Source organism: Ureibacillus xyleni (genome assembly GCF_900217795.1).
Taxonomy (GTDB): domain Bacteria; phylum Bacillota; class Bacilli; order Bacillales_A; family Planococcaceae; genus Ureibacillus; species Ureibacillus xyleni.
On record NZ_OBMQ01000009.1, the window covers coordinates 92,954 to 116,009 of the forward strand.

General features: G+C 33.9%; 26 protein-coding genes. 17 read left to right on the plus strand and 9 right to left on the minus strand.

Features of this window, described 5'->3' with window-relative positions; translation table 11 throughout:
- Positions 1 to 22: 22 nt before the first annotated feature.
- Complete coding sequence (locus tag CRO00_RS13405; RefSeq protein WP_097074170.1) at positions 23 to 355, plus strand: zinc ribbon domain-containing protein YjdM; 333 nt, start codon at positions 23 to 25, stop codon at positions 353 to 355.
- A 60-nt stretch (positions 356 to 415) separates the two neighbouring features.
- Here the strand turns inward: CRO00_RS13405 and CRO00_RS13410 are convergent, their stop codons facing one another.
- A complete protein-coding gene (locus tag CRO00_RS13410; RefSeq protein ID WP_097074171.1) occupies positions 416 to 1,306 on the minus strand; it encodes a peptidylprolyl isomerase in 891 nt (296 codons plus the stop codon).
- A gap of 140 nt (positions 1,307 to 1,446) precedes the next feature.
- Between CRO00_RS13410 and CRO00_RS13415 the strand changes: the two genes are divergently transcribed.
- Positions 1,447 to 1,545: a YjcZ family sporulation protein gene (locus CRO00_RS13415; protein WP_036200292.1), complete on the plus strand. Its 99-nt coding sequence runs from the start codon at positions 1,447 to 1,449 to the stop codon at positions 1,543 to 1,545.
- 107 nt (positions 1,546 to 1,652) lie between these two features.
- Here CRO00_RS13415 and CRO00_RS13420 read toward each other — a convergent pair whose 3' ends face one another.
- The 6 genes from CRO00_RS13420 to CRO00_RS13445 form a co-directional block, all read right to left on the minus strand.
- A complete protein-coding gene (locus CRO00_RS13420; protein WP_097074172.1) occupies positions 1,653 to 1,838 on the minus strand; it encodes a hypothetical protein in 186 nt (61 codons plus the stop codon).
- Between the two features lie 73 nt (positions 1,839 to 1,911).
- Entirely contained in the window at positions 1,912 to 2,454 is a 543-nt protein-coding gene (locus CRO00_RS13425; RefSeq protein WP_097074173.1) for a DUF3267 domain-containing protein, read from the minus strand.
- 232 nt (positions 2,455 to 2,686) lie between these two features.
- Positions 2,687 to 3,247 carry an HTH-type transcriptional regulator Hpr gene (locus tag CRO00_RS13430; RefSeq protein WP_097074174.1) on the minus strand — a complete coding sequence of 187 codons (561 nt, stop codon included), beginning with the start codon at positions 3,245 to 3,247 and terminating at the stop codon, positions 2,687 to 2,689.
- 184 nt (positions 3,248 to 3,431) lie between these two features.
- On the minus strand, positions 3,432 to 3,812 hold the full coding sequence (locus CRO00_RS13435; protein WP_097074175.1) for a YtxH domain-containing protein: 381 nt from the start codon (positions 3,810 to 3,812) through the stop codon (positions 3,432 to 3,434).
- Positions 3,813 to 3,993: 181 nt separating this feature from the next.
- Entirely contained in the window at positions 3,994 to 4,527 is a 534-nt protein-coding gene (locus CRO00_RS13440; protein WP_097074176.1) for a tryptophan transporter, read from the minus strand.
- Between the two features lie 217 nt (positions 4,528 to 4,744).
- Entirely contained in the window at positions 4,745 to 5,170 is a 426-nt protein-coding gene (locus CRO00_RS13445; RefSeq protein WP_097074177.1) for an HIT family protein, read from the minus strand.
- A gap of 106 nt (positions 5,171 to 5,276) precedes the next feature.
- On the opposite strand from CRO00_RS13445, the gene CRO00_RS13450 reads away from it, so the two are divergent.
- Together CRO00_RS13450 and CRO00_RS13455 are read left to right on the plus strand one after the other, a co-directional pair.
- Positions 5,277 to 6,017: an ABC transporter ATP-binding protein gene (locus tag CRO00_RS13450; protein ID WP_097074178.1), complete on the plus strand. Its 741-nt coding sequence runs from the start codon at positions 5,277 to 5,279 to the stop codon at positions 6,015 to 6,017.
- On the plus strand, positions 6,010 to 7,218 hold the full coding sequence (locus CRO00_RS13455; protein WP_097074179.1) for an ABC transporter permease: 1,209 nt from the start codon (positions 6,010 to 6,012) through the stop codon (positions 7,216 to 7,218). The genes CRO00_RS13450 and CRO00_RS13455 overlap by 8 nt, the downstream gene beginning before the upstream one ends.
- A 152-nt stretch (positions 7,219 to 7,370) precedes the next feature.
- Here CRO00_RS13455 and CRO00_RS13460 read toward each other — a convergent pair whose 3' ends face one another.
- A complete protein-coding gene (locus CRO00_RS13460) occupies positions 7,371 to 7,883 on the minus strand; it encodes an antibiotic biosynthesis monooxygenase family protein (RefSeq protein ID WP_097074180.1) in 513 nt (170 codons plus the stop codon).
- A 290-nt stretch (positions 7,884 to 8,173) separates the two neighbouring features.
- Here CRO00_RS13460 and hemE point away from each other — a divergent pair, with 290 nt between their 5' ends.
- The 7 genes from hemE to CRO00_RS13495 all read left to right on the plus strand — a co-directional run bounded on the left by hemE (position 8,174) and on the right by CRO00_RS13495 (position 15,291).
- A complete protein-coding gene (gene hemE / locus CRO00_RS13465) occupies positions 8,174 to 9,223 on the plus strand; it encodes a uroporphyrinogen decarboxylase (RefSeq protein WP_097074181.1) in 1,050 nt (349 codons plus the stop codon).
- A gap of 36 nt (positions 9,224 to 9,259) precedes the next feature.
- Positions 9,260 to 10,192 carry a ferrochelatase gene (hemH, locus tag CRO00_RS13470; RefSeq protein WP_097074182.1) on the plus strand — a complete coding sequence of 311 codons (933 nt, stop codon included), beginning with the start codon at positions 9,260 to 9,262 and terminating at the stop codon, positions 10,190 to 10,192.
- 13 nt (positions 10,193 to 10,205) lie between these two features.
- On the plus strand, positions 10,206 to 11,624 hold the full coding sequence (gene hemY / locus CRO00_RS13475; RefSeq protein ID WP_202615676.1) for a protoporphyrinogen oxidase: 1,419 nt from the start codon (positions 10,206 to 10,208) through the stop codon (positions 11,622 to 11,624).
- 112 nt (positions 11,625 to 11,736) lie between these two features.
- Positions 11,737 to 12,693: a YncE family protein gene (locus CRO00_RS13480; protein ID WP_097074184.1), complete on the plus strand. Its 957-nt coding sequence runs from the start codon at positions 11,737 to 11,739 to the stop codon at positions 12,691 to 12,693.
- Positions 12,690 to 13,382, plus strand: a complete 693-nt coding sequence (locus tag CRO00_RS13485; RefSeq protein WP_097074185.1) for a response regulator transcription factor — start codon at positions 12,690 to 12,692, stop codon at positions 13,380 to 13,382. The genes CRO00_RS13480 and CRO00_RS13485 overlap by 4 nt, the downstream gene beginning before the upstream one ends.
- Positions 13,379 to 14,764 (plus strand): sensor histidine kinase, encoded by a 1,386-nt coding sequence (locus CRO00_RS13490; protein ID WP_097074186.1) that lies wholly within the window; start codon positions 13,379 to 13,381, stop codon positions 14,762 to 14,764. The genes CRO00_RS13485 and CRO00_RS13490 overlap by 4 nt, the downstream gene beginning before the upstream one ends.
- 2 nt (positions 14,765 to 14,766) lie before the next feature.
- A complete protein-coding gene (locus CRO00_RS13495) occupies positions 14,767 to 15,291 on the plus strand; it encodes a FixH family protein (protein WP_097074187.1) in 525 nt (174 codons plus the stop codon).
- Positions 15,292 to 15,396: 105 nt separating this feature from the next.
- Here the strand turns inward: CRO00_RS13495 and yhfH are convergent, their stop codons facing one another.
- Complete coding sequence (gene yhfH, locus CRO00_RS13500) at positions 15,397 to 15,522, minus strand: protein YhfH (RefSeq protein WP_097074188.1); 126 nt, start codon at positions 15,520 to 15,522, stop codon at positions 15,397 to 15,399.
- A 139-nt stretch (positions 15,523 to 15,661) separates the two neighbouring features.
- Between yhfH and CRO00_RS13505 the strand changes: the two genes are divergently transcribed.
- The 6 genes from CRO00_RS13505 (at position 15,662) to CRO00_RS13530 (ending at position 23,030) form a co-directional block, all read left to right on the plus strand.
- Positions 15,662 to 16,654 (plus strand): lipoate--protein ligase, encoded by a 993-nt coding sequence (locus CRO00_RS13505; RefSeq protein ID WP_097074189.1) that lies wholly within the window; start codon positions 15,662 to 15,664, stop codon positions 16,652 to 16,654.
- 254 nt (positions 16,655 to 16,908) lie between these two features.
- Positions 16,909 to 17,613 carry a response regulator transcription factor gene (locus tag CRO00_RS13510; RefSeq protein ID WP_097074190.1) on the plus strand — a complete coding sequence of 235 codons (705 nt, stop codon included), beginning with the start codon at positions 16,909 to 16,911 and terminating at the stop codon, positions 17,611 to 17,613.
- Positions 17,614 to 18,591: a sensor histidine kinase gene (locus tag CRO00_RS13515; protein ID WP_097074191.1), complete on the plus strand. Its 978-nt coding sequence runs from the start codon at positions 17,614 to 17,616 to the stop codon at positions 18,589 to 18,591.
- An 18-nt stretch (positions 18,592 to 18,609) separates the two neighbouring features.
- Positions 18,610 to 19,386, plus strand: a complete 777-nt coding sequence (locus CRO00_RS13520) for an ABC transporter ATP-binding protein (protein WP_097074192.1) — start codon at positions 18,610 to 18,612, stop codon at positions 19,384 to 19,386.
- Positions 19,358 to 21,289 (plus strand): ABC transporter permease, encoded by a 1,932-nt coding sequence (locus tag CRO00_RS13525; protein WP_097074193.1) that lies wholly within the window; start codon positions 19,358 to 19,360, stop codon positions 21,287 to 21,289. The genes CRO00_RS13520 and CRO00_RS13525 overlap by 29 nt, the downstream gene beginning before the upstream one ends.
- A gap of 190 nt (positions 21,290 to 21,479) precedes the next feature.
- On the plus strand, positions 21,480 to 23,030 hold the full coding sequence (locus tag CRO00_RS13530) for a fatty acid--CoA ligase family protein (RefSeq protein WP_097074194.1): 1,551 nt from the start codon (positions 21,480 to 21,482) through the stop codon (positions 23,028 to 23,030).
- The last annotated feature ends 26 nt before the right edge of the window (positions 23,031 to 23,056 follow it).

Sequence of the window (23,056 nt, forward strand, 5' to 3'; positions counted from 1 at the left end):
TGGAAAATGGAGGAGATTACGAGTGAATTTACCAAATTGCCCGAAATGTAATTCAGAATATACTTACCAAGATGGAGAGCTTTATGTTTGTCCTGAATGTGCATACGAATGGACAGAAAACGCACAACAAGCAGAAGAAGGATTAGTAGTCAAAGATGCGAATGGTAACCTTCTTTCGGATGGAGATACGGTCTCTGTAATTAAAGATTTAAAAGTAAAGGGTAGTTCATCGACATTAAAAATCGGTACAAAGGTGAAAAATATCCGATTAGTTGAAGGCGATCACAATATTGATTGTAAAATTGATGGTTTTGGTGCCATGAAATTAAAATCCGAGTTTGTGAAGAAAATTTAACATTAAAAAAGTGCTGATTAGAAATTTTCATTTCTAGCCAGCACTTTTCTATTTGTAAAATTATTTTTCTTCTTCTTTAGCGTCAGTTTTTTCTTTTGGTTCTTCTTCAGATCCAAGGTAGTTCTTTAACGCATCTTTTAAGTCTTCATCTTTAATATCGATTTTTGCATCTTTAATTAATTCAGCAACTTTTGCGTTCCAATCACCTTTAGTAGCAGCGATTGTATCTTTAATTTCGTCTTTTTTCTCTTCTAAAGTACCGTAATCTTTAACTTCACGCTTGTCCGTTACTTGGATAATGTGGAAGCCGAACTCAGATTGAACTGGTTCGCTAATTTCATTTAATTCAAGGGCATATGCTGCATCATTGAATTCTGGTACCATCGCACCTACAGTAAACCAACCTAGGTCGCCACCTGATTGAGCAGAGCCGTCAGTTGAATATTCTTTAGCTAATTTCGCAAAATCGCCACCAGCTTTTAGTTTTTCGTAAACGGAGCGAGCTGTTTCTTCATCAGCAACTAAAATATGACGAGCATTAAGTTCGTATTTCGCTTGATCGTAATATGCTTTAATTTCTTCATCCGTTACTTCTACATCTTTTGTAGCCTTTTCTTGAAGAAGTGAGAAACGAATATTTTGTTTAAACGCTTCTTCAGATAAACCGTTAGCTGCTAATACAGTTTCGAATTGATCTCCATATTGGGATTTTACTGACTCAAATTGCTCTTTTACTTCATCTTCTGATACTTTATAGTTATTTTCTAAAATTTGTTCAATAACTACTTGTTCTAGAAGTGCATTTCCTGCAAGATTTTTTATTTCATCATAAAACTGATCTTTTGTAATATCCCCGTAAGTTGACGAAACAACTACTTCATCTCCTGCGTTATTACATGCAGCAAGTAATACTGAAGAAGAAAGTGCTATTGCTAATAAAGTTTTTTTCATTTGTTATTTACTCTCCTAACATCAATTAAAATCCATAGATACTATAACATAAACGATTGAAAAACAAAATGGTTTCAGTTGAACAGCCTAGATACAGGAGTAGTACCTGCATAATATAGTTTTTGAAAGGGGGTGTCGTGATGGGAAATAGCTACGGTGGCGGATACGGAAATGGATTTGCGCTATTAGTTGTTCTGTTCATCTTATTAATTATTGTTGGTGCAGCATATATCTACTAATAAGGACAGATGAAAAGACGAAGAAGAGCTAAAGGCAATTGCCTTTAGCTCTTCTACTTTATACCGCCTGCTTTAACTTTATTTTGGTAAACACCCCAAAAATTAAGCTACATTGCAACTGATACTTCTACATAGAACGATACTAAAAGAATTGTAATTAAAACATTTATTGTGCGGAATATTTTTGCATGTTTTTCTTCGGGAATATCTTTTTGAGTAACAAGTGCATAGGTCATACGATTTATTTGGAATAAATAAAACACAGAGAATAGCACTATAACTAAAAGTAGCAAGTCTATTCCTCCCCTCTCTTTACAACACTAAGAATAACAAGAAATGTTAATCTAATACAAGTAAATAGTACTTTTAAATCTTAGTTGGGACCAATATTTCATAGCCCTTTGGCGTCTCTTCAATTACAGAATCCCTTGGAGCGGGTATTAGATCTTTAACACATAATATGTCTATTAAGCAAATACTACAATGATACGATAGTAGGATACATAAAAAGTGAGTAAATTGTGGAAATGATATCGCTAATAAAATTAATATTCCATTTATAAGAAAAAAAGGTGCTAATAATGTAAATATATATCGGTTTTTAGGTATTTCTTTTTTTATTCTCACTATAAGAACTGGAATAATTAAATATTCTCTTCGCACTCGCAATTTCACAGATTTTCTATATCCGAGTAAGGAAAAATAATGGGTTAACTTATGCAGTGGATAAAGGAAAACAAAGAATATAATAAAAAGCCATAACCAATCATCCTTGTAAAATGATGGATGAATGCGTCCAAATAGTACAAAGGTAAAGGAAAAAATAAGGATAAATATTGAAATTGATACGATTGTAAGCCATGCAGAACCGTATTCGTTTTTTATATTAATTGTTTTCCAACAATGCACAACCAAGACCCCTTTAAAACTTTAGTGAAGATAGTTTAAATGAAAAAGTGTAAAAATGCCACATTTCTTTTAAAAAACGTGAAAAGGTACCGAAAAATCCCCAAAAACATTCCAAAGATGTTTAATTCAGAGGAAGAACATTGTAATTTTAAAATATAAAAGAAAAAGAGTGTATCTCTACACTCATAATCATTGTTAACATTCAATTTGTGTTTCAATCAATTCTATAAAACTATCTTTTTACAATCAGTTTATCATCATCTTCTACAAGTGACTCTTTAAAATTATTGAAAGACTTTTCAAAGATTTCTATAAAATCTTCCCCGTAAATATTTCGAATAACTGCCATTACATCTAAAAACTCTGGGAATCGACCGTATAGTTCTTTTAAAGCAAGTGACCCATTTAGAATGGAATGCTCAGTATCATAATAATGATCATACATGAGCAAAATTAAGTCTTCTCCTTCTTTTGTAAGTTCGACATACGTATTACGTTTGTCGTCATCACGTTTAGAAAACTTTAAAAAGCCTCTTTCTTCTAGCTTTTTGGAGAAGTTAAATGCTGTTGAGACATGCATTACCCCAAATCTTGCAACATCAGAAATAGATGCACCTTTTAAATGGTACGCAATCCATAAAATGTGATGCTCATTGATGTTTAAGTCATAGGGTTTAATCCATTGTTGCCAATCTTTTTCTACGGCTTTCCAAAGTGCTTTGGATAGTTGTGCAATTCTTTGACTATAGAGCATAGCTTCTTTCATCGTATAACTTTCTTCAGGCAAAGCCATCACCATCACCTTCTTCTTTCCTTAACATTAACAATATGAAAATATTATAGCAATAAAAGAAAAAAGTTTAAAGTTAGAAAAATGAAATAATTGAAAAGTGCTCAAAAAATATTATGAATATGAAAAAAATGATGGTAAAGCGCCAAAAAATACAGGTTTTTATAGGTATTTTAACCTAGTGAAATTATTGTTCCTCAGACTTCTTATTATTTAGTTCTGATAAATTATTCTCGATTTCGGTAATAGATTTCTGTAAACCTTCTATTTCTTCTTTTAGCTTTGTTGCGTCCGGTTCAATTGCTTGCTTAAAACTAGAGATTGAATCTTTTAACTCGGTAATTATTTTCGGTATATTATTTTCGACTTCATTTTTTAAAGAGAATGAAGCATCTTTTAAATTGCTGGTATGCTTTTTTAGTTCTAATAAATTTTCTTTAGCTTTTTTAGAGTTTGTGATGATGTTTGAGCGGAGTTGTGGACCGGTTTGAGGCGTAGTAAATAAAATGGCTGTCAACCCTCCAATTATTCCAGTAGAAATTCCAAGTAAAAATGGTTTGGCACGCATTTTGTTCAGCTCCTTATAAATAAAAATGGATTCATTAATATAATGATTCTCCTATTGTTAACCATATTAAACCATGAATCGACAAAATTGAATATAATGACCTTTAAGAATAATTAAAATTATCTTAAAAGTACAAAAAAATAAGTATAGACAAAGCCAACGAGGACTTTGTCTATACTTACTAAGCTTGTGAAATTGATGTGCTAAATTTTGAGCGTTTTAATAGATTCGTAATAATCGGGTAGATGATAATAAATGTTACAGCATTAAGACCAACTGCTGGTAATACAACGGCCATAAATAAGAAGCTAAATGCTGCACCACCTGGTAACCCTACTAGTAATAATGCCATTGATAAGAAAGTAGTTCCTGAAAGAATAGTTCCTAAACCTACTAGCACTGCACCTACAGCAACCTTTTGTCCTAATTGACGTAAGGCTAAAACAATTACAAAAAATACTATGCCTGTTACAAGTTTATCAATAATGTTTGGCACAAATCCACCAGGGAATGTTGAGAATAAACCAGAAAGTACACCTGTAGTGATTGCTAATAAGAATGTTTCTTTAAAAGTTGGGAACAGTAATATCCCAATAAACATCATTGTTAACATGAAATCTGGTTTCATCCCTTCACCATAACCAGGGATAATTAAATAAAGTGCTGCCCCTACACCGACTAAAAGCGCCATTAAAACAAGATTCTTCGTATTCATTTGCTAACTCTCCTCTACATTTCTATGCTAGTCGCCTCCTAACGTGCAGCTTATTGCCGTTAGCGAAACTTACATTTAATTTTAATGGCAAAACTAATAATTTGCAATATAGTGCAATAGAATAAAAGGGATATGAGATTTTTAATAAACTAATAGAAAAATTTCTCCACCTCATAATAAAAACGCAACCAAAAATTTGGCCGCGTTATGTTATCAGTTAGGCATTCAAACTATTTGTAATTTGTGAAGCAACATTTTGCAAAACTTCTGGTGTAAATTCGTTTTGTTTTGTTTCCCATCTAAATTGTAATCCATCTGTCTCATCGTAACGTGGAATGAAGTGTAAATGATAGTGGAAAACTGTTTGACCAGCAAAAGCACCATTATTATTAATTGTATTCATACCAGCTGGGTTAAATGCAGATTTAATGGCATTTGCAATTTTTGGAGCAACTGCATATAAATTTTTTGCAACTTCTTCAGGCATTTCAAAAAGATCTTTTACGTGCTGTTTTGGTACAAGTAGTGTATGTCCTTTTGTTAAAGGTGCAACATCCATAAAGGCATAGACGTTTTCATCTTCATAAACTTTCACGCTAGGAATAGTACCATCAATAATTTTACAAAAAATGCAATCGTTCATTGTAAGCATCCTTTCAAATATGTTTTCTATATATTTTAACATATGACAACTGATTCCAATCGCGTTTTTTGTTAAAATGTAGAAAGAATAGGAGTGAAGTTAAAAAATGACATTGTTACAGCTAAGCGATGTTACAGGTGGCTATACAAGAAAACCAGTAATTAAAGGCTTGAATTTTTCAATTGGCAAAGGAGAGCTAGTAGGTTTAATAGGTCTTAATGGTGCGGGGAAAAGTACAACAATTAAACATATTATTGGGACTCTTTTGCCTCAAAAAGGTGAAATTCGTTTAAATGGAATTACATTAAGTGAGGATATTGATCAATATCGTTCATCTTTTTCATATATTCCAGAAACACCAGTGCTATATGATGAACTAACATTGAAGGAACATTTAGAGTTAACAGCCATGGCTTACGGCATTGATGAAAGCACGTTAAAGTTGCGTTCAGAGGAATTATTAAAAGAATTCAGAATGGAAAAACGTTTAAATTGGTTTCCATCTCACTTTTCAAAAGGTATGCGTCAAAAAGTAATGATTATGTGCGCGTTTTTAGTTAATCCGAAATTATATATTATTGACGAGCCATTTGTAGGACTTGACCCCCTTGGAATTCAATCTTTACTTGATCAAATGGATGAGAAGAAAAAAGCTGGTGCTTCTATATTAATGTCAACACACATTCTATCCACAGCAGAAAAACATTGTGATCGAATTATTTTGTTGCATGAAGGACGAGTTCGTGCTCAAGGAACAATGGATGATTTACGCAGAAGCTTTAATATGCCGACTGCTACACTAGATGATTTATATATCGCAATGACGAAGGAGCAAGACCATGAATAGTTTGTATGAGGTATGGTCTACGCGATTCAACCATTATATAAATGAAGTGCAAAAATATATGCGTTATGTTTTTACAGGGCATTTGGCTCTCGTTTTAGTGTTCATTGTAGGGGCAGTAGGGTATCAATATAGTGAGTGGTTAAAAGTTGCACCTAATACGTTTCCAGCAGAGTGGATTATTTCGCTTGTCGTTGGTGTTATTTTAGCGATAAGTCGCCCGGTTACCTTATTACGTGAACCAGATCAAGTTTATTTATTACCTTTAGAATCTAAAATGTCATTATATTTTAAGAAGGCATTAAATTATACGTTTTGGTCACAAGTTGGACTTGCTGTTGTAATTTATATCGTGGCTATACCTTTATTGAAAGCCGTAACAGAATTATCGACTACGGAAATTTGGCTCGGAGTTCTGTTTATTGCTATATTAAAATATTTAAATGTGCAAATCGAATTTAATTACCGCTATGGAAATCGTGGAGAAAATGTTATAATCGACCGCATTACAAGAGCGTTACTTTCAATTTTAACGATTCAAACTGCTCTAACAATAAATTATACATTAGCAATCATTTTTGTTGTTTTATTAATTGTATACAACACTTCACTTAAGAAAAAAGTAAATAAACAACCGATTCCATATGAGCATTTTGTTAAATTAGAACAAAATCGAATGATGGCTTTTTATCGATTTGCGAACTACTTTACTGATGTACCGCACTTAAAAGGATCTATCAAACATCGAAGCTGGTTAAACTTTGTCTATAATATCGTTCCATTTAGCAAGAAAAGTACCCAAAGCTATCTTGTTTATAGAACGTTTATACGAACGGATGATCATTTTTACTTATGGGTTCGTCTAACAGTAATTTCAGGAGTAATTGCTTTTATTGTGAATATTCCAATTGTTACATGGATTGTAGCGGGGGCATTAGCATTTGCAACTACTCTTCAATTAAAATATGCTTTATTATCATCAAAAGATTTCCGAATGGACAGGCTTTATCCTGTTAAAGAGTCACAGAGGAAAGAGGCAGTGCAAAAAGTATTACGCTTATTTATGGTCGTTCAAGCAATCATTGTGTTATTTTGTTCGATTGGCCAACCATTATTTTTTGTACCAGCGATTATCATTCTTCTATTGAATGAGATCACTTTTAGAGTTTCTAAAGATCCTTCGAAGCATGATTATTCCTATTAAGAAAAGTAAAAAGTGTTTTAGAAGCATTTATAGCTTATAAAACACTTTTTTGTTTTTATATGTGGATAAAGCAAATAAAAGGAGCCTAAATGCAAATAAGTGACATTAAAAAGCAAATAAGTCGATCCTAAAAGCTAATATATTGCCCCTCGTTAATTCTCATCTAACAATTTCCCTGAGTAAGTTGTAATATAACTTGCCGCATTAAAGATGTTCTGTTTCTCTACTCCAGGTGTGGCGTCCTGTTTACTATAGGCTTCGGTAAATTTTTTTGTATTTTTCCATGCTTCAAAGGAGTGGGGACCTGTCCATTGTGTTAACACGATATAAATATCAGATTTAATCGGACGCAATAAACGGTATGCAATAAACCCTGGCTCTTGGGTGAACGCGGATGCGCGGTTTAAAAAGATTTTTTCAAAGATGGGTCTGCCCTCGTCTGTAACAGGAATGTTATTTAAGACAAAATAGCCCTTTTGCTCTAATGAATTTAATTGGTCGATTACTTCAAACTTTCTAGGCGTTGCAAATTTTGTTTTTCTTTCAGTTTCATGAAGGAGCAGAGAATTCCCAGAACCATGTAACACAATCATGTGTTCCTTACTATGTTTTTTACGAACTTTTTCCATAAAGTCTGGAGTACCAGAAGTTAAATAGAGGAACATTTTTCTAATCCCCTTTCAAAATAATAATGATTTTAATTTAAAAAAGAGTAAAATACTATTTTTTGACAAAAATAATCCTTAAAAAACGCACTTAACGAACAATTTTATGACATTTGGTGGATAAAACTATACAATATCATAGTAACAGTATATATTGGAAAACGGATATCAATGAGAAAATTATCATTTTAACTTATTTCAGTATAAAGCTCTTTTACTGAATCAAACAGGCTTGGGTGTAACATTTAATAAATTTTTCCAAGTTACTAAATTGAGGGGAAGGTATAATAATGAAAGCTTTTAATGATACATTATTACGCGCGGCTAAAGGGGAACGTACAGAATATACTCCTGTATGGTATATGCGTCAAGCAGGAAGATCCCAACCAGAATATCGTAAAATTAAAGAAACATATTCTTTAGAAGAAATTACACATCAACCTGAATTGTGTGCATATGTAACAAGACTACCTGTAGAGAACTATGATGTAGATGCTGCAATTCTTTATAAGGATATTGTCACTCCATTACCTGGTATCGGCGTTGATGTAAAAATTAAAGCGGGTGTAGGACCTGTTATTTCAAACCCAATTCGAACTGTAAAAGATGTAGAAAATTTAGGCGAATTTAATGCAAAAGAACACACACCATTCGTGCTAGAGACAATTAAAATTTTAACTGAAGAACAATTAAATGTACCGTTAATTGGCTTTGCCGGAGCACCATTCACATTAGCAAGTTATATGATTGAAGGTGGACCATCCCGTAATTACAACAAAACAAAATCATTCATGGTATCAGAGCCAAAAGCTTGGTTTGCATTAATGGACAAGTTAGCGGATATGATTATTGCCGATGTTACAGCGCAAATTGAAGCTGGAGCTAAAGCGATACAAGTGTTTGATTCTTGGGTAGGTGCTTTAAATGTAGAAGATTACCGTGTATTTATTAAACCTATCATGACAAGAATTTTTGCAGAATTACGTAAAGAAAATGTACCACTTATCCAGTTTGGAGTTGGTGCAAGCCATTTAGTGAATGAGTGGAATGACCTTCCAATTGATGTTGTAGGTCTTGATTGGCGTATGCCTATTCGTAAAGCACGTGAATTAGGTGTGGAAAAAGCTGTACAAGGAAATCTAGATCCATCGTTACTACTTGCAGATTGGTCTGTTATAGAGCAACGTACAAAAGATATTATCGACCAAGGATTAGAAATTCCAGGGCACATCTTTAACTTAGGTCATGGTGTATTCCCAGAAGTAAACCCTGATGTATTAAAACGCCTTACAACTTTAATTCATGAGTATAGTCGTGAACAGGTGAGTAAATTAGATTAAGTAAACATCTATAGAAAAAACTTTCGAGGTGAAAATATGAAACCAGTACGTGGACTACTTGTCATGGCATACGGAACGCCATACAAAGAAGAAGACATTGAAAGATATTACACTCATATTCGTCATGGACGTAAACCTTCTGAAGAGCATTTAGAAGATTTAAAAAGTCGTTACAAAGCAATTGGTGGTATTTCACCATTAGCAAAAATGACACAAAAACAAGCTGAAACTCTTGAAAAGCGTTTAAATGAAGTTCAAGGTGAAGTTGAATATAAACTATATGTTGGTTTAAAACATATTGAACCATTTATTGAAGATGCAGTTGAAGCAATGGTGAAGGATGGTATTGAAGAAGCAGTAACAATCGTCCTTGCTCCACACTTTTCAACATTTTCCATTAAGTCATACAATGGCCGTGTAAAAGAAGCTGCAGATAAATTAGGAAGTACAATGAAAATTACTTCTGTAGAATCATGGTACAATGAACCGAAATTTATCGAGTACTGGAAATTAGCAATTAATGCAGCCTTTGATGAAATGAGCGAAGAAGAACGTGAAAAAGCATGTTTAATCGTTTCCAACCACTCATTACCTGAGAAAATTAAACAAGCTGGTGATCCATATGAAGATCAATTAATTGAAACAGCACGTTTAATTCAAGAAGCAACGGGTATTAAGAATGTCGAAGTAGGCTGGCAATCTGCTGGACAAACACCAGAACCATGGCTTGGTCCAGATGTGCAGGATTTAACGCGTGAACTATTTGAAGAGAAAGGTTTCCGCTCTTTTGTTTATGCACCAGTTGGATTTGTAACAGAGCATTTAGAAGTGCTTTATGATAATGACTTTGAATGTAAAGTCGTGTGTGATGAGCTTGGTGCGACTTATAGACGCCCTCCAATGCCAAATACACATCCATTGTTTATCGATGCAATGATTGATGCCATTTATAATAAATTAGCAAATTAATATAGGAAGTGTGATGAGGGTGACTTTAAGTAGACGAAAGGTTGCAATTATTGGTGGTGGAATTACTGGATTAACGGCAGCATTCTATTTACAAAGATTAGCACAACAAAATAATTTGCCTATAGATGTTGTATTAATTGAATCATCTTTACGATTAGGGGGCAAAATCCATACGTTAAGAAAAGATGGATTTATCATTGAGCGTGGCCCTGAATCATTCCTAGATTATAACAACAGTGTGCGAGAATTAGCCACCGATTTAGGCATCGAGCACGAGATGGTTACGAACAATCAAGGGCAAACTTATGTTGTAGTAGGTAGTGAACTAAATCCTATTCCCAATATATTAGCATACCAAGGATCACTTAAAGTCTCCTCCTTTATCACCTCTGGATTATTCTCACTAAGTGGTAAATTACGTGCAGCCGGTGATTTGTTGTTACCAAAAACAAGTGAAGATGAAGATGAACCGATTGGGGATTTCTTTAGACGTAGATTTGGAAAAGAAGTTGTAGAAAATTTAGTAGAACCTCTACTAGCAGGGACTTTTGCTGGAGATATTGATCACTTGAGTATACAATCGATGTTTCCTCAATTTTACCAACTAGAAAAACAGCATCGTAGCTTAATACTTGGAATGAAGAAATCGTTACCTCATACAAGTAATCATCATAATGAATCATATCAAACGTTTAAAAATGGATTAGAGACTCTAATCGAATCCATCGAATCAAAGTTAACGCCAAAATCAATATTAAAAGGTGTCAAAGTAGAGTCGATTGATAAATTAAAGGATGGCTCAGTTCAAATTTATTTTAATAATATTCCACCATTAAAATGTGATGCGGTCATTATGACAACACCATTTAATGTAACAAGAAGTGTTTTTAATAGCTATGGGTTGTTAGAAGATGTACCAAATATGAACTATGCGACAATTGCCACTGTAACAATGGCATTTAAACAAAATGAAATCAAAAAGTACAAAGATGCCATGAACTTTTTTGTTTCAAGAAATAGTGATTTATCGATCACGACATGTACTTGGTCTAATCATAAATGGAACAATGTTGCACCAGAAGGCTACGATTTGTTACGTGTTTATATTGGACGTGTAGGTGATGAGGCAATTGTAGAATTATCAGATAGTGATATTGAAAAAACGGTACTACAAGATTTAAATTTAGCTATTGGTTTAAGTGAGGAACCAATATTTACAGTTGTTACTCGTTGGAAACAATCAATGCCACAATATACGGTAGGGCATGAGAAGCGTATAGAACATATAAAAGAGCAATTATATACAGATTTTCCGAATGTAAAATTAGTTGGTAGCTCTTACGATGGAATAAGTGTCCCAGATTGCGTATCACAAGGGAAAAAAGCAGCACAAGAACTATTAAAGGAAATGTTTCAATTTCAGTTAAACTAAACAATAACTGCTTCAAGGATGTGTCTCAATATTGGGACACATCCTTGTCGTTTTTATTTCATCCAAACTTCACAAATCTAAAGTAATATATTGAAAGAGGTGATGGGCATTTATGAAACATGTACAGCTCTACATCATGCTTTTGTTTCTTTTCATTTTAGCAGGTTGTAATGAGCAAGCATTTACGAAAATCAATCAACATCAATCTTTCGTGGCATCAGTCAATATATTGGAACCTTCAATCACCTTTTTTGAAGGGACAGAGGAAATAGCAAAATGGGAATTTGAGAAGGCTTATACTGGTGCGCTACTTATAAAAAAAGACCAGATATTATTATACGGTCATCAATTAGATGAAGCAGATCTTTATGAATTGTCTACGGGTAAAAAAGTTCAAACGATTAAGTCGGGTATTGGGACAACAAATGCTTATTACGATGAAGAGCAAGAACGATTCTTTTTCACGAATAGTGAAAGTAATACTATAAGTAGCTTCAATGCTCACGGGAAAAAATTGGAGGAACTACAATTAGGAAACTATCCTATGTCCATGACGTCCCATAATGGAAAATTATATGTTGTAAATTATAAAGATACTATTTTATCAGTAATAGATTTGGACTTATTTGAAGTAGAAGATGAGTGGGAAATCGAAAAATCTTCTAATGGGATGATTATTCTTCCAGAAGAAGAGGTTGTCTGGATTGGTGGACACGGAGAAGGAAGTAAGCCAAACCAAGAGATTGATGTGTACAATATTAAAACAGGTGAACTACAAAGCGAAATTAATGTCTCCTTAATGCCAATTGGGTTTTCACGAAAAGAAACTACAGTTTTTGTTGTAAATCACGGTTCTAATGAGTTATTTGCTTTAAATCTCCAAGGGAAAGTGCTTTGGAATATGGAAGTTGGGGCAAATCCTTTTGTAGTGGCGACCTATAAGGACTATCAAGTTGTTACCGGATACGATGATCATAAAATTTATTTTATAAAAGATAGGCAAATTCAAAAAACAATTGAGACAAATCAAGGACCGTTTCAGTTACTAGTAAGGGAGGTTGTGAAGTGACAACTGTTTTAATCGTAGATGATGAAATAGATATGCGAAATTTAATAGAAGTTATGTTATCAAGTTCAAACTTCAATACTTTAGCAGTATCGAATGGTGAAGAGGCTTTTCGCTATATAAAACAATATGATATTGACCTTATTTTGTTAGATGTGATGATGCCCGGGGAAGACGGTTTTATCGTTTGTAAAAAAATAAGAGAAATCTCTTCCATTCCAATTATCTTTTTAACAGCTCGAGATGCCAATGAAGATAAAGTGAAAGGACTAACAATCGGTGGTGATGACTATATTGTCAAACCCTTTACCTCTAGTGAATTAGTTGCTCGTATAAATGCGGTTTTACGAAGAACAGGTAATCATATTGAATCGATTAATTATAAATACATTCATTATGGGCTTATTAAATTGGACGAGATTGCTAGAAAAGTGTTTGTCGGAAGTGAAAATGTGCCGCTAACGTTAAAGGAATATGAACTACTTCATTTATTTATGCAAAATCCAAAGTCTGTCTACTCCCGTGAACAACTGTTAGAACGTATTTGGAATATCGATTATGCGGGAGGTACAAGAACTGTTGATACGCATATTAAAACATTAAGATTGAAATTAGCGAAACATTCGAAGGAAGCAAGCGAATATATCCAAACAGTTTGGGGTATTGGGTATCGCTTTGAGAAAAACAAATGAAAAAACTCTCGACGAAAATCTGGGGCCTTATCGTGCTGTTTTTACTCGTTACGATTACCTTTATGTATGTTTTAACGGAGTATTTATACGAACAATTGTATGTAGAAGATACAGAAGCTTCGATGGTTGAAGTGGGAGAAAAACTTCGAACAAAATATAAAGGTGGTAAAGTAACGGATCAATTCATTCTGGATGTTGAAGAATTTAATACATATTCCAATTTTGATGTTTTTGCAGTTCGGAATCCGAGAGAGTTAAGTGCCTGTGTTCCTTTCGACATCGATTATGATGCCCTAATAGGACCAAATGAGCGAAAGGAATTATTACAAGGAAATTCTATTACGAAAATCGGATACGAAGAACGATTTGAACGTCAAATTATTTCGGTCATATTACCTTTAACAGATCAAAGTCGATTAGAAGGCATTATTTATCTTTATTATCCCTTAGCCAAAATTAGCGAACTTGCCAATAAAGAAGTATTTTTATTAATTGGTTGTGCAATTATTTTTTCTGCACTTTTAGGGTTTTTTGTTTATGAAGGCATCCGCCATATTATGCGCCCTTTGAAAGAATTGCAAGAGGCTGTAGAAAAAATGTCTAATGGTAATTATGAAACACGTGTTATTGTTTCTTCAAAGGATGAAATTGGGAAACTATCAGAAGCGTTTAATGAAATGGCATCAAGTATTGAACGGGAAGATGAAGCACAAAAAAACTTCTTGGCAACTGTATCCCATGAATTACGGACACCCATTAGTTATGTGAAAGGATATTGTGAAGCAATTCAACAACAATTCATTGAGGGAAAAGATAAAGATGAGGCAATCTCGTTAATCGCAAGGGAAGCAAATCGAATGGAAAGGCTCACCAATGAATTATTGGAATTAGCAAGAACCTCAAATGAGCAGAACATTGAATTGTACCCAATAGTTTTGTCTGAAACAATTCGTGATGCGATTTGTCTTTTAGAGAAGAAATCAGCAGAAAAAAATATAGAAATTAAAACTAACTTCGATGAACAAATAATTGTGGAAGGCCATGAAGAAAAGTTGAAACAAATTTTTATCAATACTATTGAAAATGCAATTCGTTATTCAAACAATGATTCAACTATTTCCATTTTGACTAAAATAATGAATGGAAATGCCATTATTGAAATTATAGATAGAGGTATTGGAATTCCTGCAAAAGATTTACCACATATAACAGAACGTTTTTACCGAGTTAATAAAGCTAGAAGTCGTGCTGATGGGGGGAGTGGTTTAGGACTATCAATTGTCGATCAGCTCGTAAAGCAGCATCAAGGAAATGTAACAATAAAAAGTGTAGTAGGGGAAGGTACAACAGTATCTATTACAATCCCACTAATGGAGGAATAAAAATGAAGAAATGGTTATTTAGTATGGTTGCTGTACCAGTATTATTAATGGGATGCTCCTCAAATGAAAAAGAAGTGGATACAAATGATGAACCTGTTGACGTAGAAGCTCTCGAAGTAAAAGTAAATATTTTAACCCCTGAAAAGGTAGCGGTAAATGAACCAATTGAACTCTCTGCCCACGTTACACAAAATAATGAAAATGTGGACGATGCAGAATCAGTGAAATTTGAAGTTTGGGAATCTGGTTATCGAGACGAGGGCCAGATGATTGACGGTGAATTAGATAGTGAAGGCGTCTATAAAGCCGAGATTACTTTTGATCATGACGGTGTGTACTATATGTTTGCACATACAACAGCAAGAGGATTACACGTTATGCCGAAACAACAACTCATTGTTGGGAATCCGGATATGAGTAAAGTTATTGAAGATAATAGCAGTGATACAATGAACCATGGTAATACAGAGGAACATGGAGAAACAGAACACGAAGAAAGTACAAAAGAAGAAAATCACGGACATTAAAAACGACCCCCCACAAGTTTGAGCGTCTTGTGGGGGGTTAAATATTTAAGCGATTTACTTTTAGGTTCATAACAAATAGGGAACTAAACTTTTAATAAGATTTAATTAAAGAGTATTACATTTATCGCAAGTGCTGCTGTAGCATTCACTTTGTTCTTCGATTTTTTCGCCACACTGTACACAAACTTTATCAGGTAAGTTTTTGAAAAATTCAACAACGTTTTCTAACATAATGCTCTCCTCCTTTTTGGACAATCTGTTATATTACTGTTTTGTTATTTCAAATTGTACTATAACAGATTACGTTAGTCAACACCTATTTACAAAAATAATGTAAAATAAAAAATGAAAAAATAAGGGAGTGAAAACTTTGTATTTTATAGATAATAAAGGAATTACAGACCCACGTATTAACTTAGCAATTGAAGAATATGTGTTAAAAAATATGGATATAGAAAAGGATGATTATTTACTGTTCTATATCAACCAGCCATCCATCATTATTGGGAAAAATCAAAATACAATTGAAGAAATTAATACAGATTATGTTGAAAATAATGGAATCATTGTAGTGCGTCGTTTATCTGGTGGTGGAGCAGTATATCATGACTTGAACAATTTAAACTTTAGCTTCTTAACAAAAGATGACGGAGATAGCTTCCACAATTATAAAAAGTTCACTCAACCAGTTGTAGATGCTTTAAAAAATCTAGGAGTGGATGCAGAACTATCAGGAAGAAACGACATTTTAGCAGAAGGCCGTAAAGTTTCAGGAAATGCTCAATATGCAACAAGAGGACGTATGTTTAGTCACGGTACATTACTATTTAAAACAGACATCGACGCAGTTGCCTCTGCATTAAAGGTGAAAAAAGATAAGATTGAATCGAAAGGCATTAAATCAGTTCGTTCGCGAGTTGGAAATATTTCAGAATTCTTAAAAGAACCAATGTCAGTAGAACAGTTTCGAATGGAAATATTAAAGTCTATTTTCGGTGGAGAAGAGAACATTCAATATTATGAACTAACAGAGGACGATTGGGAGAAAATTCATACCCTTTCAAAAGAACGTTACCAAACATGGGAATGGAACTATGGAAAATCGCCTCGCTTCAATATTCAAAAAACGCATCGCTTCCCATCTGGTGGAATCGATATCCGATTGGAAGTAAATAAAGGGATTATTGAAGAAGCAAAGATTTTCGGAGATTTCTTTGGAGTTGGAGATGTAGAAGAAATCGAAAAGCTTTTAGTTGGTGTTAGGTATGACCGTAGTGAAATTGCAAAAGCAATTGAAGAGATTGACATTCCTCATTACTTTGGTGGAATAACAAAAGAGGATTTTCTACAGTTGATTTACTAATTGATTTCAATTAGTAAGATTTTGGGGCAAACTGTTTCACCTTACAATCAAGAATTGGATTTGCGTTTGTCGCTAAAGCTTTTGGTCGAGAAAAACCTTGCTTCAAACATTGTGGTAATTTTTGGGCTCGTCGCTAAAGCTTTCGGTGCAGAAAAATCCTCCCTCTCAAAAATGTGAGAGGGAGGATTTTTTGGTACAATAATATATAAAATATTAAGCCCTTTAAGTATATGGAGTTGGGGGAGGGATGTTATATGGAAAAACATCGAATTTTTATCGTTGAGGATGATGTGAAAATCGCCTCACTTTTAGCGGATACATTGCGAAAATATCAGTATGATGTTGAAATCGTTCAAAACTTTGAAGGAATCGTTGAGGAATGTTTAGCGTTTAATCCTCATATCTTGTTGCTTGATATTAACCTACCATCATATGACGGTTATTATTGGTGTCGTCAGTTAAGGCAGTATACGAAATGTCCAATTATCTTTATTTCAGCTCGTTCTGGGGAAATGGATCAAATCTTTGCCCTAGAAAACGGTGGGGATGATTTTATTACGAAGCCGTTTAATTATGAGATTGTTCTTGCAAAAATTAAAAGTCATTTACGACGTACATATGGTGAATATTCAGCAAGACAAGAAGAAAGAACGATTAAGCTTGGACAACTTACTCTTTACCTAGAGCGTATGGAACTGGTTATTAGAGATATTGAAATTCCGCTTCAAAAGAAAGAATGTATTATATTGGATTTATTAATGGGCGGGTCACCTAAAGTTGTAACCCGTGAAAAGTTATTAGAAGAGCTTTGGGATGACCAGGCTTTCGTTGATGAAAATACACTAAATGTAAATATGACGAGAGTTAGAAAGAAATTAGTAGATTACGGAGTGCAATCTGTAATTGAAACGGTGCGCGGGGCAGGATATCGTTTTGTTTTAAGCTCGGAGGAAATGTAGATGGGGCTAAAATTATTTATTAAGGAACACCTGTCGTTTGTTATTTTTGAAATGGTGCTAGTCCTTTTCATTCTACTTTTGTTTTATTTAGATGGGTTCAGAAATATTGATACAGCTGTTTATACAATATCCATTAGCCTTATTTTGATTATATCTTTTTTAGGGGTTCGCTATTTTTTAAGGCAAAATTACTTAAATAGAATTACTCAGTTACCCACTTCAATGGAAGATGCTTTGCAAAAAAATGCAAAAACCTTTGAATATATTGAAACAGAACGTTATTTACATGAATTGTATCGTGTTTATCAACAAGAAGTGCAATCATTGTATGCTTCACAAAATCGCCAAGATAAGTTTTTAAATCAATGGATCCACCAAATGAAAACACCTGTATCGGTACTGGAGTTATTATTACAAGAAGATGGGCCACTTGATCATACAAGCGTTCGGGAAGAAGTTGACCGGATTAAAAGAGGACTAGAACTTGTCCTTATGAATGCACGTCTAGAAAAATTTGAAGAAGATATGCAAGTGGAACAAGTCTCGTTAAAAGATATCGTTCTTGCAACAATTAATGAGAATAAACGTTTATTTATAACAAATCGTGTCTTTCCACAAACCGAAATTGACCAAAGCATTGTTATTACTAGTGACTCAAAATGGCTTAAATTTGTACTAGGTCAATTTATAACAAACGCTGTTAAATATACCTTTGAACCAAATAAAAAAATCTTCGTCATTGCAAAACGGACAGATTCTCAAGTGCAATTGATCGTTAAAGATGAAGGAATTGGTATCCCAAAATCAGACCTTACAAGAGTAACAAAAGCATTTTTCACTGGTGAAAACGGGAGAAAAACGGGTGAATCAACTGGGATGGGTTTGTATTTAGCGAAAGAAATTTGTGAAAAGCTTGGACATGAATTAACAATTGAATCAGAAGTTGGGGTTGGGACAACGATTACACTTACATTTTAAGTCAAAGAGGGAGCATATATGCCAATACTACAAGTGAAAGATGTTACAAAAGTCTATGAGGGGAAAGTAACAAATCGTGCAATTAATCAACTCAGTTTTGACTTAGCTAAGGGCGAGTTTTTAGCTGTTATGGGTCCTTCAGGTAGTGGTAAAACGACACTATTAAACTTAATCTCTACGATAGATAAACCAACTTCTGGTGATATCGTATTCAATTACATAAAACCTCAAAATTTAAATAAAACTGAACTTGCCTTTTTTAGACGAAGGGAGTTAGGTTTCATTTTTCAAGATTTTAATTTATTACCGATGTTGACGGTAGAAGAAAATATTGTCTTACCATTAACGTTGGACCAACAACCAGTTGACGTAATGGAAGAGAGACTAAATACATTAGCTGAACGATTGGACTTGAAACCATTTATGAATAAAAGGCCAAACGAAATTTCTGGAGGTCAAGCCCAAAGAGTAGCCATTGCTCGTGCATTAATACATCGACCATCTATCATTTTAGCAGATGAGCCTACGGGGAATTTAGATTCTAATAACTCCCGTGAAGTGCTAGAGTTACTTAGCAAAATTAATAAAGAACGACAAACAACAATCGTAATGGTAACTCATGATCCAATTGCGGCAAGTTTTTGTGATCGCGTGCTATTTATTAAGGACGGTGAGTTTTTTAACGAAATTTATCGGGATGACAGACGCCAAACATTTTTCCAACGCATTCTAAATGTTCTAAGTCTTTTAGGAGGAGGACAAGTAGGTGACCTTTCATCAATTCGCTTACCGTAACGTAGTTCGCAATATCCGAATTTATGCTGCCTTCTTTATGGCCAGCTTTTTTTCGGTTTTTGTATTCTTTATTTATTCAATGCTCATGTTTCACCCAAAAATAGACAATGGCTTTTTAGGCAATGTCCCAATTGTCTGGATGGTCGTTGCAGAAATCATATTAGTATTGTTTACATGGTTTTTCATATTTTACTCAATGAAGGCTTTCTTAGAAGCAAGGTCAAAGGAATTTGGTATATTGCTTCATTTAGGAATGGAACGAAAACAGCTCAGTAAATTAGTCTTTATTGAAACGATTATAATCGGATTAATGTCGATAGTGCTTGGTGTGATATTCGGCTACTCATTTTCTAAATTTTTCTTTATGATTGTTCGAGAAATTTTAATGCTAGAGGAGTTGCCACTCTATCTTTCGTGGGAGCCTTTTTTATTAACCTTTGCTGTTTACTTAAGCGCATTTGTATTTATTTCGATGGTTAGTGTACAATTTGCTCCTCAAAGAAAGATTATTGATTTAATGAAAGGGCCTAAGGGAGTTAAGTATACTGTTACTTATACAAAAAAAAGGGCTTACCTTGGCGTTATTTTCATTTTATTAGGCTATTGTTTAGCGATCGTTACGACCAGAACAACACTTTTCTCCTTCACATTATTTATTCCAATTCTCATTACATTCGGTACGTTCTATTTCTTTTCAGATTCAACACAATATTTTGTTGAAAGCTTAAAAAAGAGAAGGAGCGTCTATTGGAAGAATTCAAGAATGTTACCGTTAGCAGAGCAAACCTTTATTTTAAAAAATAATGGAAAAATGTTTTTTGTTGTGACAATGGTTTCTACTCTTGCTTTTTTATCAGTTGGTTTACTATCAACTCTATCATCCTATACATCCCAATACGATAAACTTAATCCTTTAGGGTTGGTCTATAAAGGTCATATCGACAATCCGTATGAGGGTACCCATATTTCATCATTAGTATCGCAACTAGAGGATAAAGGTTTATCTTATCATTTAACCCGATTTACAGTTATTAAACAAACTTCCTCTTATACAAAATATGAAGTTGAAGTGTTTAGGGAATCGGATATTAATAGTTTACTGTTTTCTTATGGATATCCGATGGTGCGTTTATCTGAAGGTGAAGGAATGTTTATACCGTACACAGAGGAATCTGTAAAAAAATTAAAAAAGAAAGCAGTTCATACTGTATTAGTTGAAAATAATATTCCAATAAAAATTGATCAAGTATACCCAAAACTTATTTTTCCTAGTTCCATTGTCAGTTTGAATTCCATCATCATAAGTGACGAAGATTTTGCGAAGTTAATAAAGCCATATAGCGGCTACCCTAAAGTGGAACCAGGCTATCATTTATTTACTTTTGATATACCACAGTGGATTGACACTACTGATATTGGATTATCAATTCAACATAACGTTTCTGCAGAATATTTGAAAGAAAAGTATTTGTTACCTTACTATTTTGAAAATGCAGGATTAAATTATTCTTATATATTATCCACTTACTCTTTATTTACATTAGTAGGTCTTTTAGTAGCTGCTGTATTTTTACTTGCGGCAGGAAGTTTTATTTACTTTAAATTACACACTAATTTAGAAGGAGAAAGACGAAAATTTGATGTGTTAAAACGAATGGGCATATCGGACAACGAGTTGAAAAAGCTTGTAACAAAGCATTTATTCCCACAATTTTTCTTACCATGGGGTGTTGCGCTGAGTCACAGTTTATTTGCATTTATCGCCATTCAAAAAATCCTAAAACATGTTGCCAATATATCAATTGTAAAGGAATTGATTTTTGCCTTTTTATTCCTTGTACTAATTCAAGTTATTTACTTTTATTTAATAAGATGGCGTTATATTTCCCATGTCCGAGATTGACGAAAAACTTGCGGTAGATAGAATAATATTTCATTTTCTTAGAAAAAGATGTAATAAAATACTAAAAAGCATTGTTTTATTAATATATCTAATTTATAATATTTAGAAAATGAATGGTTATTCATTTCTTACTTCATAGTAGCTAATTGGGGCTAGTTATGTTGAAAAACATGCAAAGGGGATGGGTGTTTTGAATTTAGTTGAAAAAGTTCGTCAAACAGCAATTGAACAACCGGATAAAGTTGCATATCACTTTTTAGGCCGTGATACTTCATATGGTGAGTTCGAACAACAAGTCAGTCAATTTGCATCAGCATTACAACAACTAGGGGTGGAAAAAGGAGATCATGTGGCATTTTTACTTGGAAATTCACCACATTTTCTAATTTCACTGTATGCAACAATGACAATTGGAGCAACAGCGATTCCTGTAAACCCAATGTATACTCCGGATGAAATTTCATACATCATTCAAAATGGTGATGTAAAACTAGTCATTGCACTAGATATGTTGCTACCTTTAGTGGATATAGGGGTTAAGGCATTCCCACAGGTAGAACATTATATCATTTGTGAAACGATGCCAGATATTCAGGAGAAATTAACATCTTTGAGTGATGCAGCAAAAGATAAAACACAACTTTTTTCAAAACTTCTTTCTTCAACAACAGCAACTGTAGAGCCAGTTTCTGTAGATAATGATGATGTGGCGATTATTTTATATACTTCTGGAACTACTGGTTATCCAAAAGGAGCTATGTTAACTCATCAAAATTTATATTCAAATGCGCGGGATGTTGGAGAGTATCTAGCTATGACGAGTGAAGACCGAATAATAGCTACACTACCGGTATTCCATGTTTTTGCATTAACTGTTGTAGTAAATGCGCCTCTATTAAAAGGAGCAACTGTTTTACTAGCACCAAGGTTTAGCCCAAATGAAATCTATGAACTTGCTGGAAGTCAAAAGGCTACCGTATTTGCAGGGGTTCCAACAATGTATAACTTCCTTTATCAATTTGAAGGGGACATTGAAAACTTCTCAAACTTAAGATTAGCAGTTTCAGGTGGAGCTCCATTACCTGTACAGGTCCTTTATGATTTTGAGAAAAAGTTTAACGTTAAAGTTTCAGAAGGTTATGGGTTATCAGAAGCTTCACCGGTGACTTGTTTTAATCCATTAGATCGAGAACGAAAAGCAGGTTCCATTGGTATGTCTATTGTCAACGTCGAAAATAAAGTAGTTGACGTTAATGGAAATGAAGTACCAATAGGAGAAGTAGGTGAACTTATTGTTCGAGGGCCGAATGTGATGAAAGGCTATTATAAAATGCCTGAAGAAACGGCAAACGCTATTAGAGATGGATGGCTATACACTGGTGATTTAGCTAAAAAGGATGAGGACGGCTATTTCTATATCGTAGACCGTAAAAAAGATTTAATCATCGTTGGGGGATTCAATGTTTATCCTCGAGAAGTAGAAGAAGTATTATTCTCACACCCAAATATAATTGAGGCAGCTGTCGTTGGTTTCCCTGATCCTAATCTTGGTGAAGCAGTATGTGCGTTTGTTGTTTTAAAGGACAAGACTGTTTCGGAAGAGGAACTACGTAATTATTGCGCAGAACATTTGGTGAAATATAAAGTTCCAAAAGTGATTGAGATTTTAGACGAGTTGCCAAAAAATTCAACGGGGAAAATTTTACGCCGCTCATTAAAAGATATACAAATAACACAATAATCTTTTAAGATGCTCTCGTCTATATC

Bases quoted from the DNA above. Each gene is read 5' to 3' on its own strand.
- CRO00_RS13455 (WP_097074179.1), top strand. From the start codon at position 6,010: ATGAATAGTTTGTATGAGGTATGGTCTACGCGATTCAACCATTATATA.
- CRO00_RS13480 (WP_097074184.1), top strand. From the start codon at position 11,737: ATGAAACATGTACAGCTCTACATCATGCTTTTGTTTCTTTTCATTTTA.
- CRO00_RS13490 (WP_097074186.1), top strand. From the start codon at position 13,379: ATGAAAAAACTCTCGACGAAAATCTGGGGCCTTATCGTGCTGTTTTTA.
- hemY (WP_202615676.1), top strand. From the start codon at position 10,206: ATGAGGGTGACTTTAAGTAGACGAAAGGTTGCAATTATTGGTGGTGGA.
- CRO00_RS13415 (WP_036200292.1), top strand. From the start codon at position 1,447: ATGGGAAATAGCTACGGTGGCGGATACGGAAATGGATTTGCGCTATTA.
- CRO00_RS13510 (WP_097074190.1), top strand. From the start codon at position 16,909: ATGGAAAAACATCGAATTTTTATCGTTGAGGATGATGTGAAAATCGCC.
- CRO00_RS13495 (WP_097074187.1), top strand. From the start codon at position 14,767: ATGAAGAAATGGTTATTTAGTATGGTTGCTGTACCAGTATTATTAATG.
- CRO00_RS13445 (WP_097074177.1), bottom strand. From the start codon at position 5,170: ATGAACGATTGCATTTTTTGTAAAATTATTGATGGTACTATTCCTAGC.
- CRO00_RS13435 (WP_097074175.1), bottom strand. From the start codon at position 3,812: ATGCGTGCCAAACCATTTTTACTTGGAATTTCTACTGGAATAATTGGA.
- CRO00_RS13520 (WP_097074192.1), top strand. From the start codon at position 18,610: ATGCCAATACTACAAGTGAAAGATGTTACAAAAGTCTATGAGGGGAAA.
- CRO00_RS13430 (WP_097074174.1), bottom strand. From the start codon at position 3,247: ATGGCTTTGCCTGAAGAAAGTTATACGATGAAAGAAGCTATGCTCTAT.
- hemH (WP_097074182.1), top strand. From the start codon at position 9,260: ATGAAACCAGTACGTGGACTACTTGTCATGGCATACGGAACGCCATAC.
- CRO00_RS13410 (WP_097074171.1), bottom strand. From the start codon at position 1,306: ATGAAAAAAACTTTATTAGCAATAGCACTTTCTTCTTCAGTATTACTT.
- CRO00_RS13450 (WP_097074178.1), top strand. From the start codon at position 5,277: ATGACATTGTTACAGCTAAGCGATGTTACAGGTGGCTATACAAGAAAA.
- yhfH (WP_097074188.1), bottom strand. From the start codon at position 15,522: ATGTTAGAAAACGTTGTTGAATTTTTCAAAAACTTACCTGATAAAGTT.
- CRO00_RS13515 (WP_097074191.1), top strand. From the start codon at position 17,614: ATGGGGCTAAAATTATTTATTAAGGAACACCTGTCGTTTGTTATTTTT.
- CRO00_RS13460 (WP_097074180.1), bottom strand. From the start codon at position 7,883: ATGTTCCTCTATTTAACTTCTGGTACTCCAGACTTTATGGAAAAAGTT.
- CRO00_RS13440 (WP_097074176.1), bottom strand. From the start codon at position 4,527: ATGAATACGAAGAATCTTGTTTTAATGGCGCTTTTAGTCGGTGTAGGG.
- hemE (WP_097074181.1), top strand. From the start codon at position 8,174: ATGAAAGCTTTTAATGATACATTATTACGCGCGGCTAAAGGGGAACGT.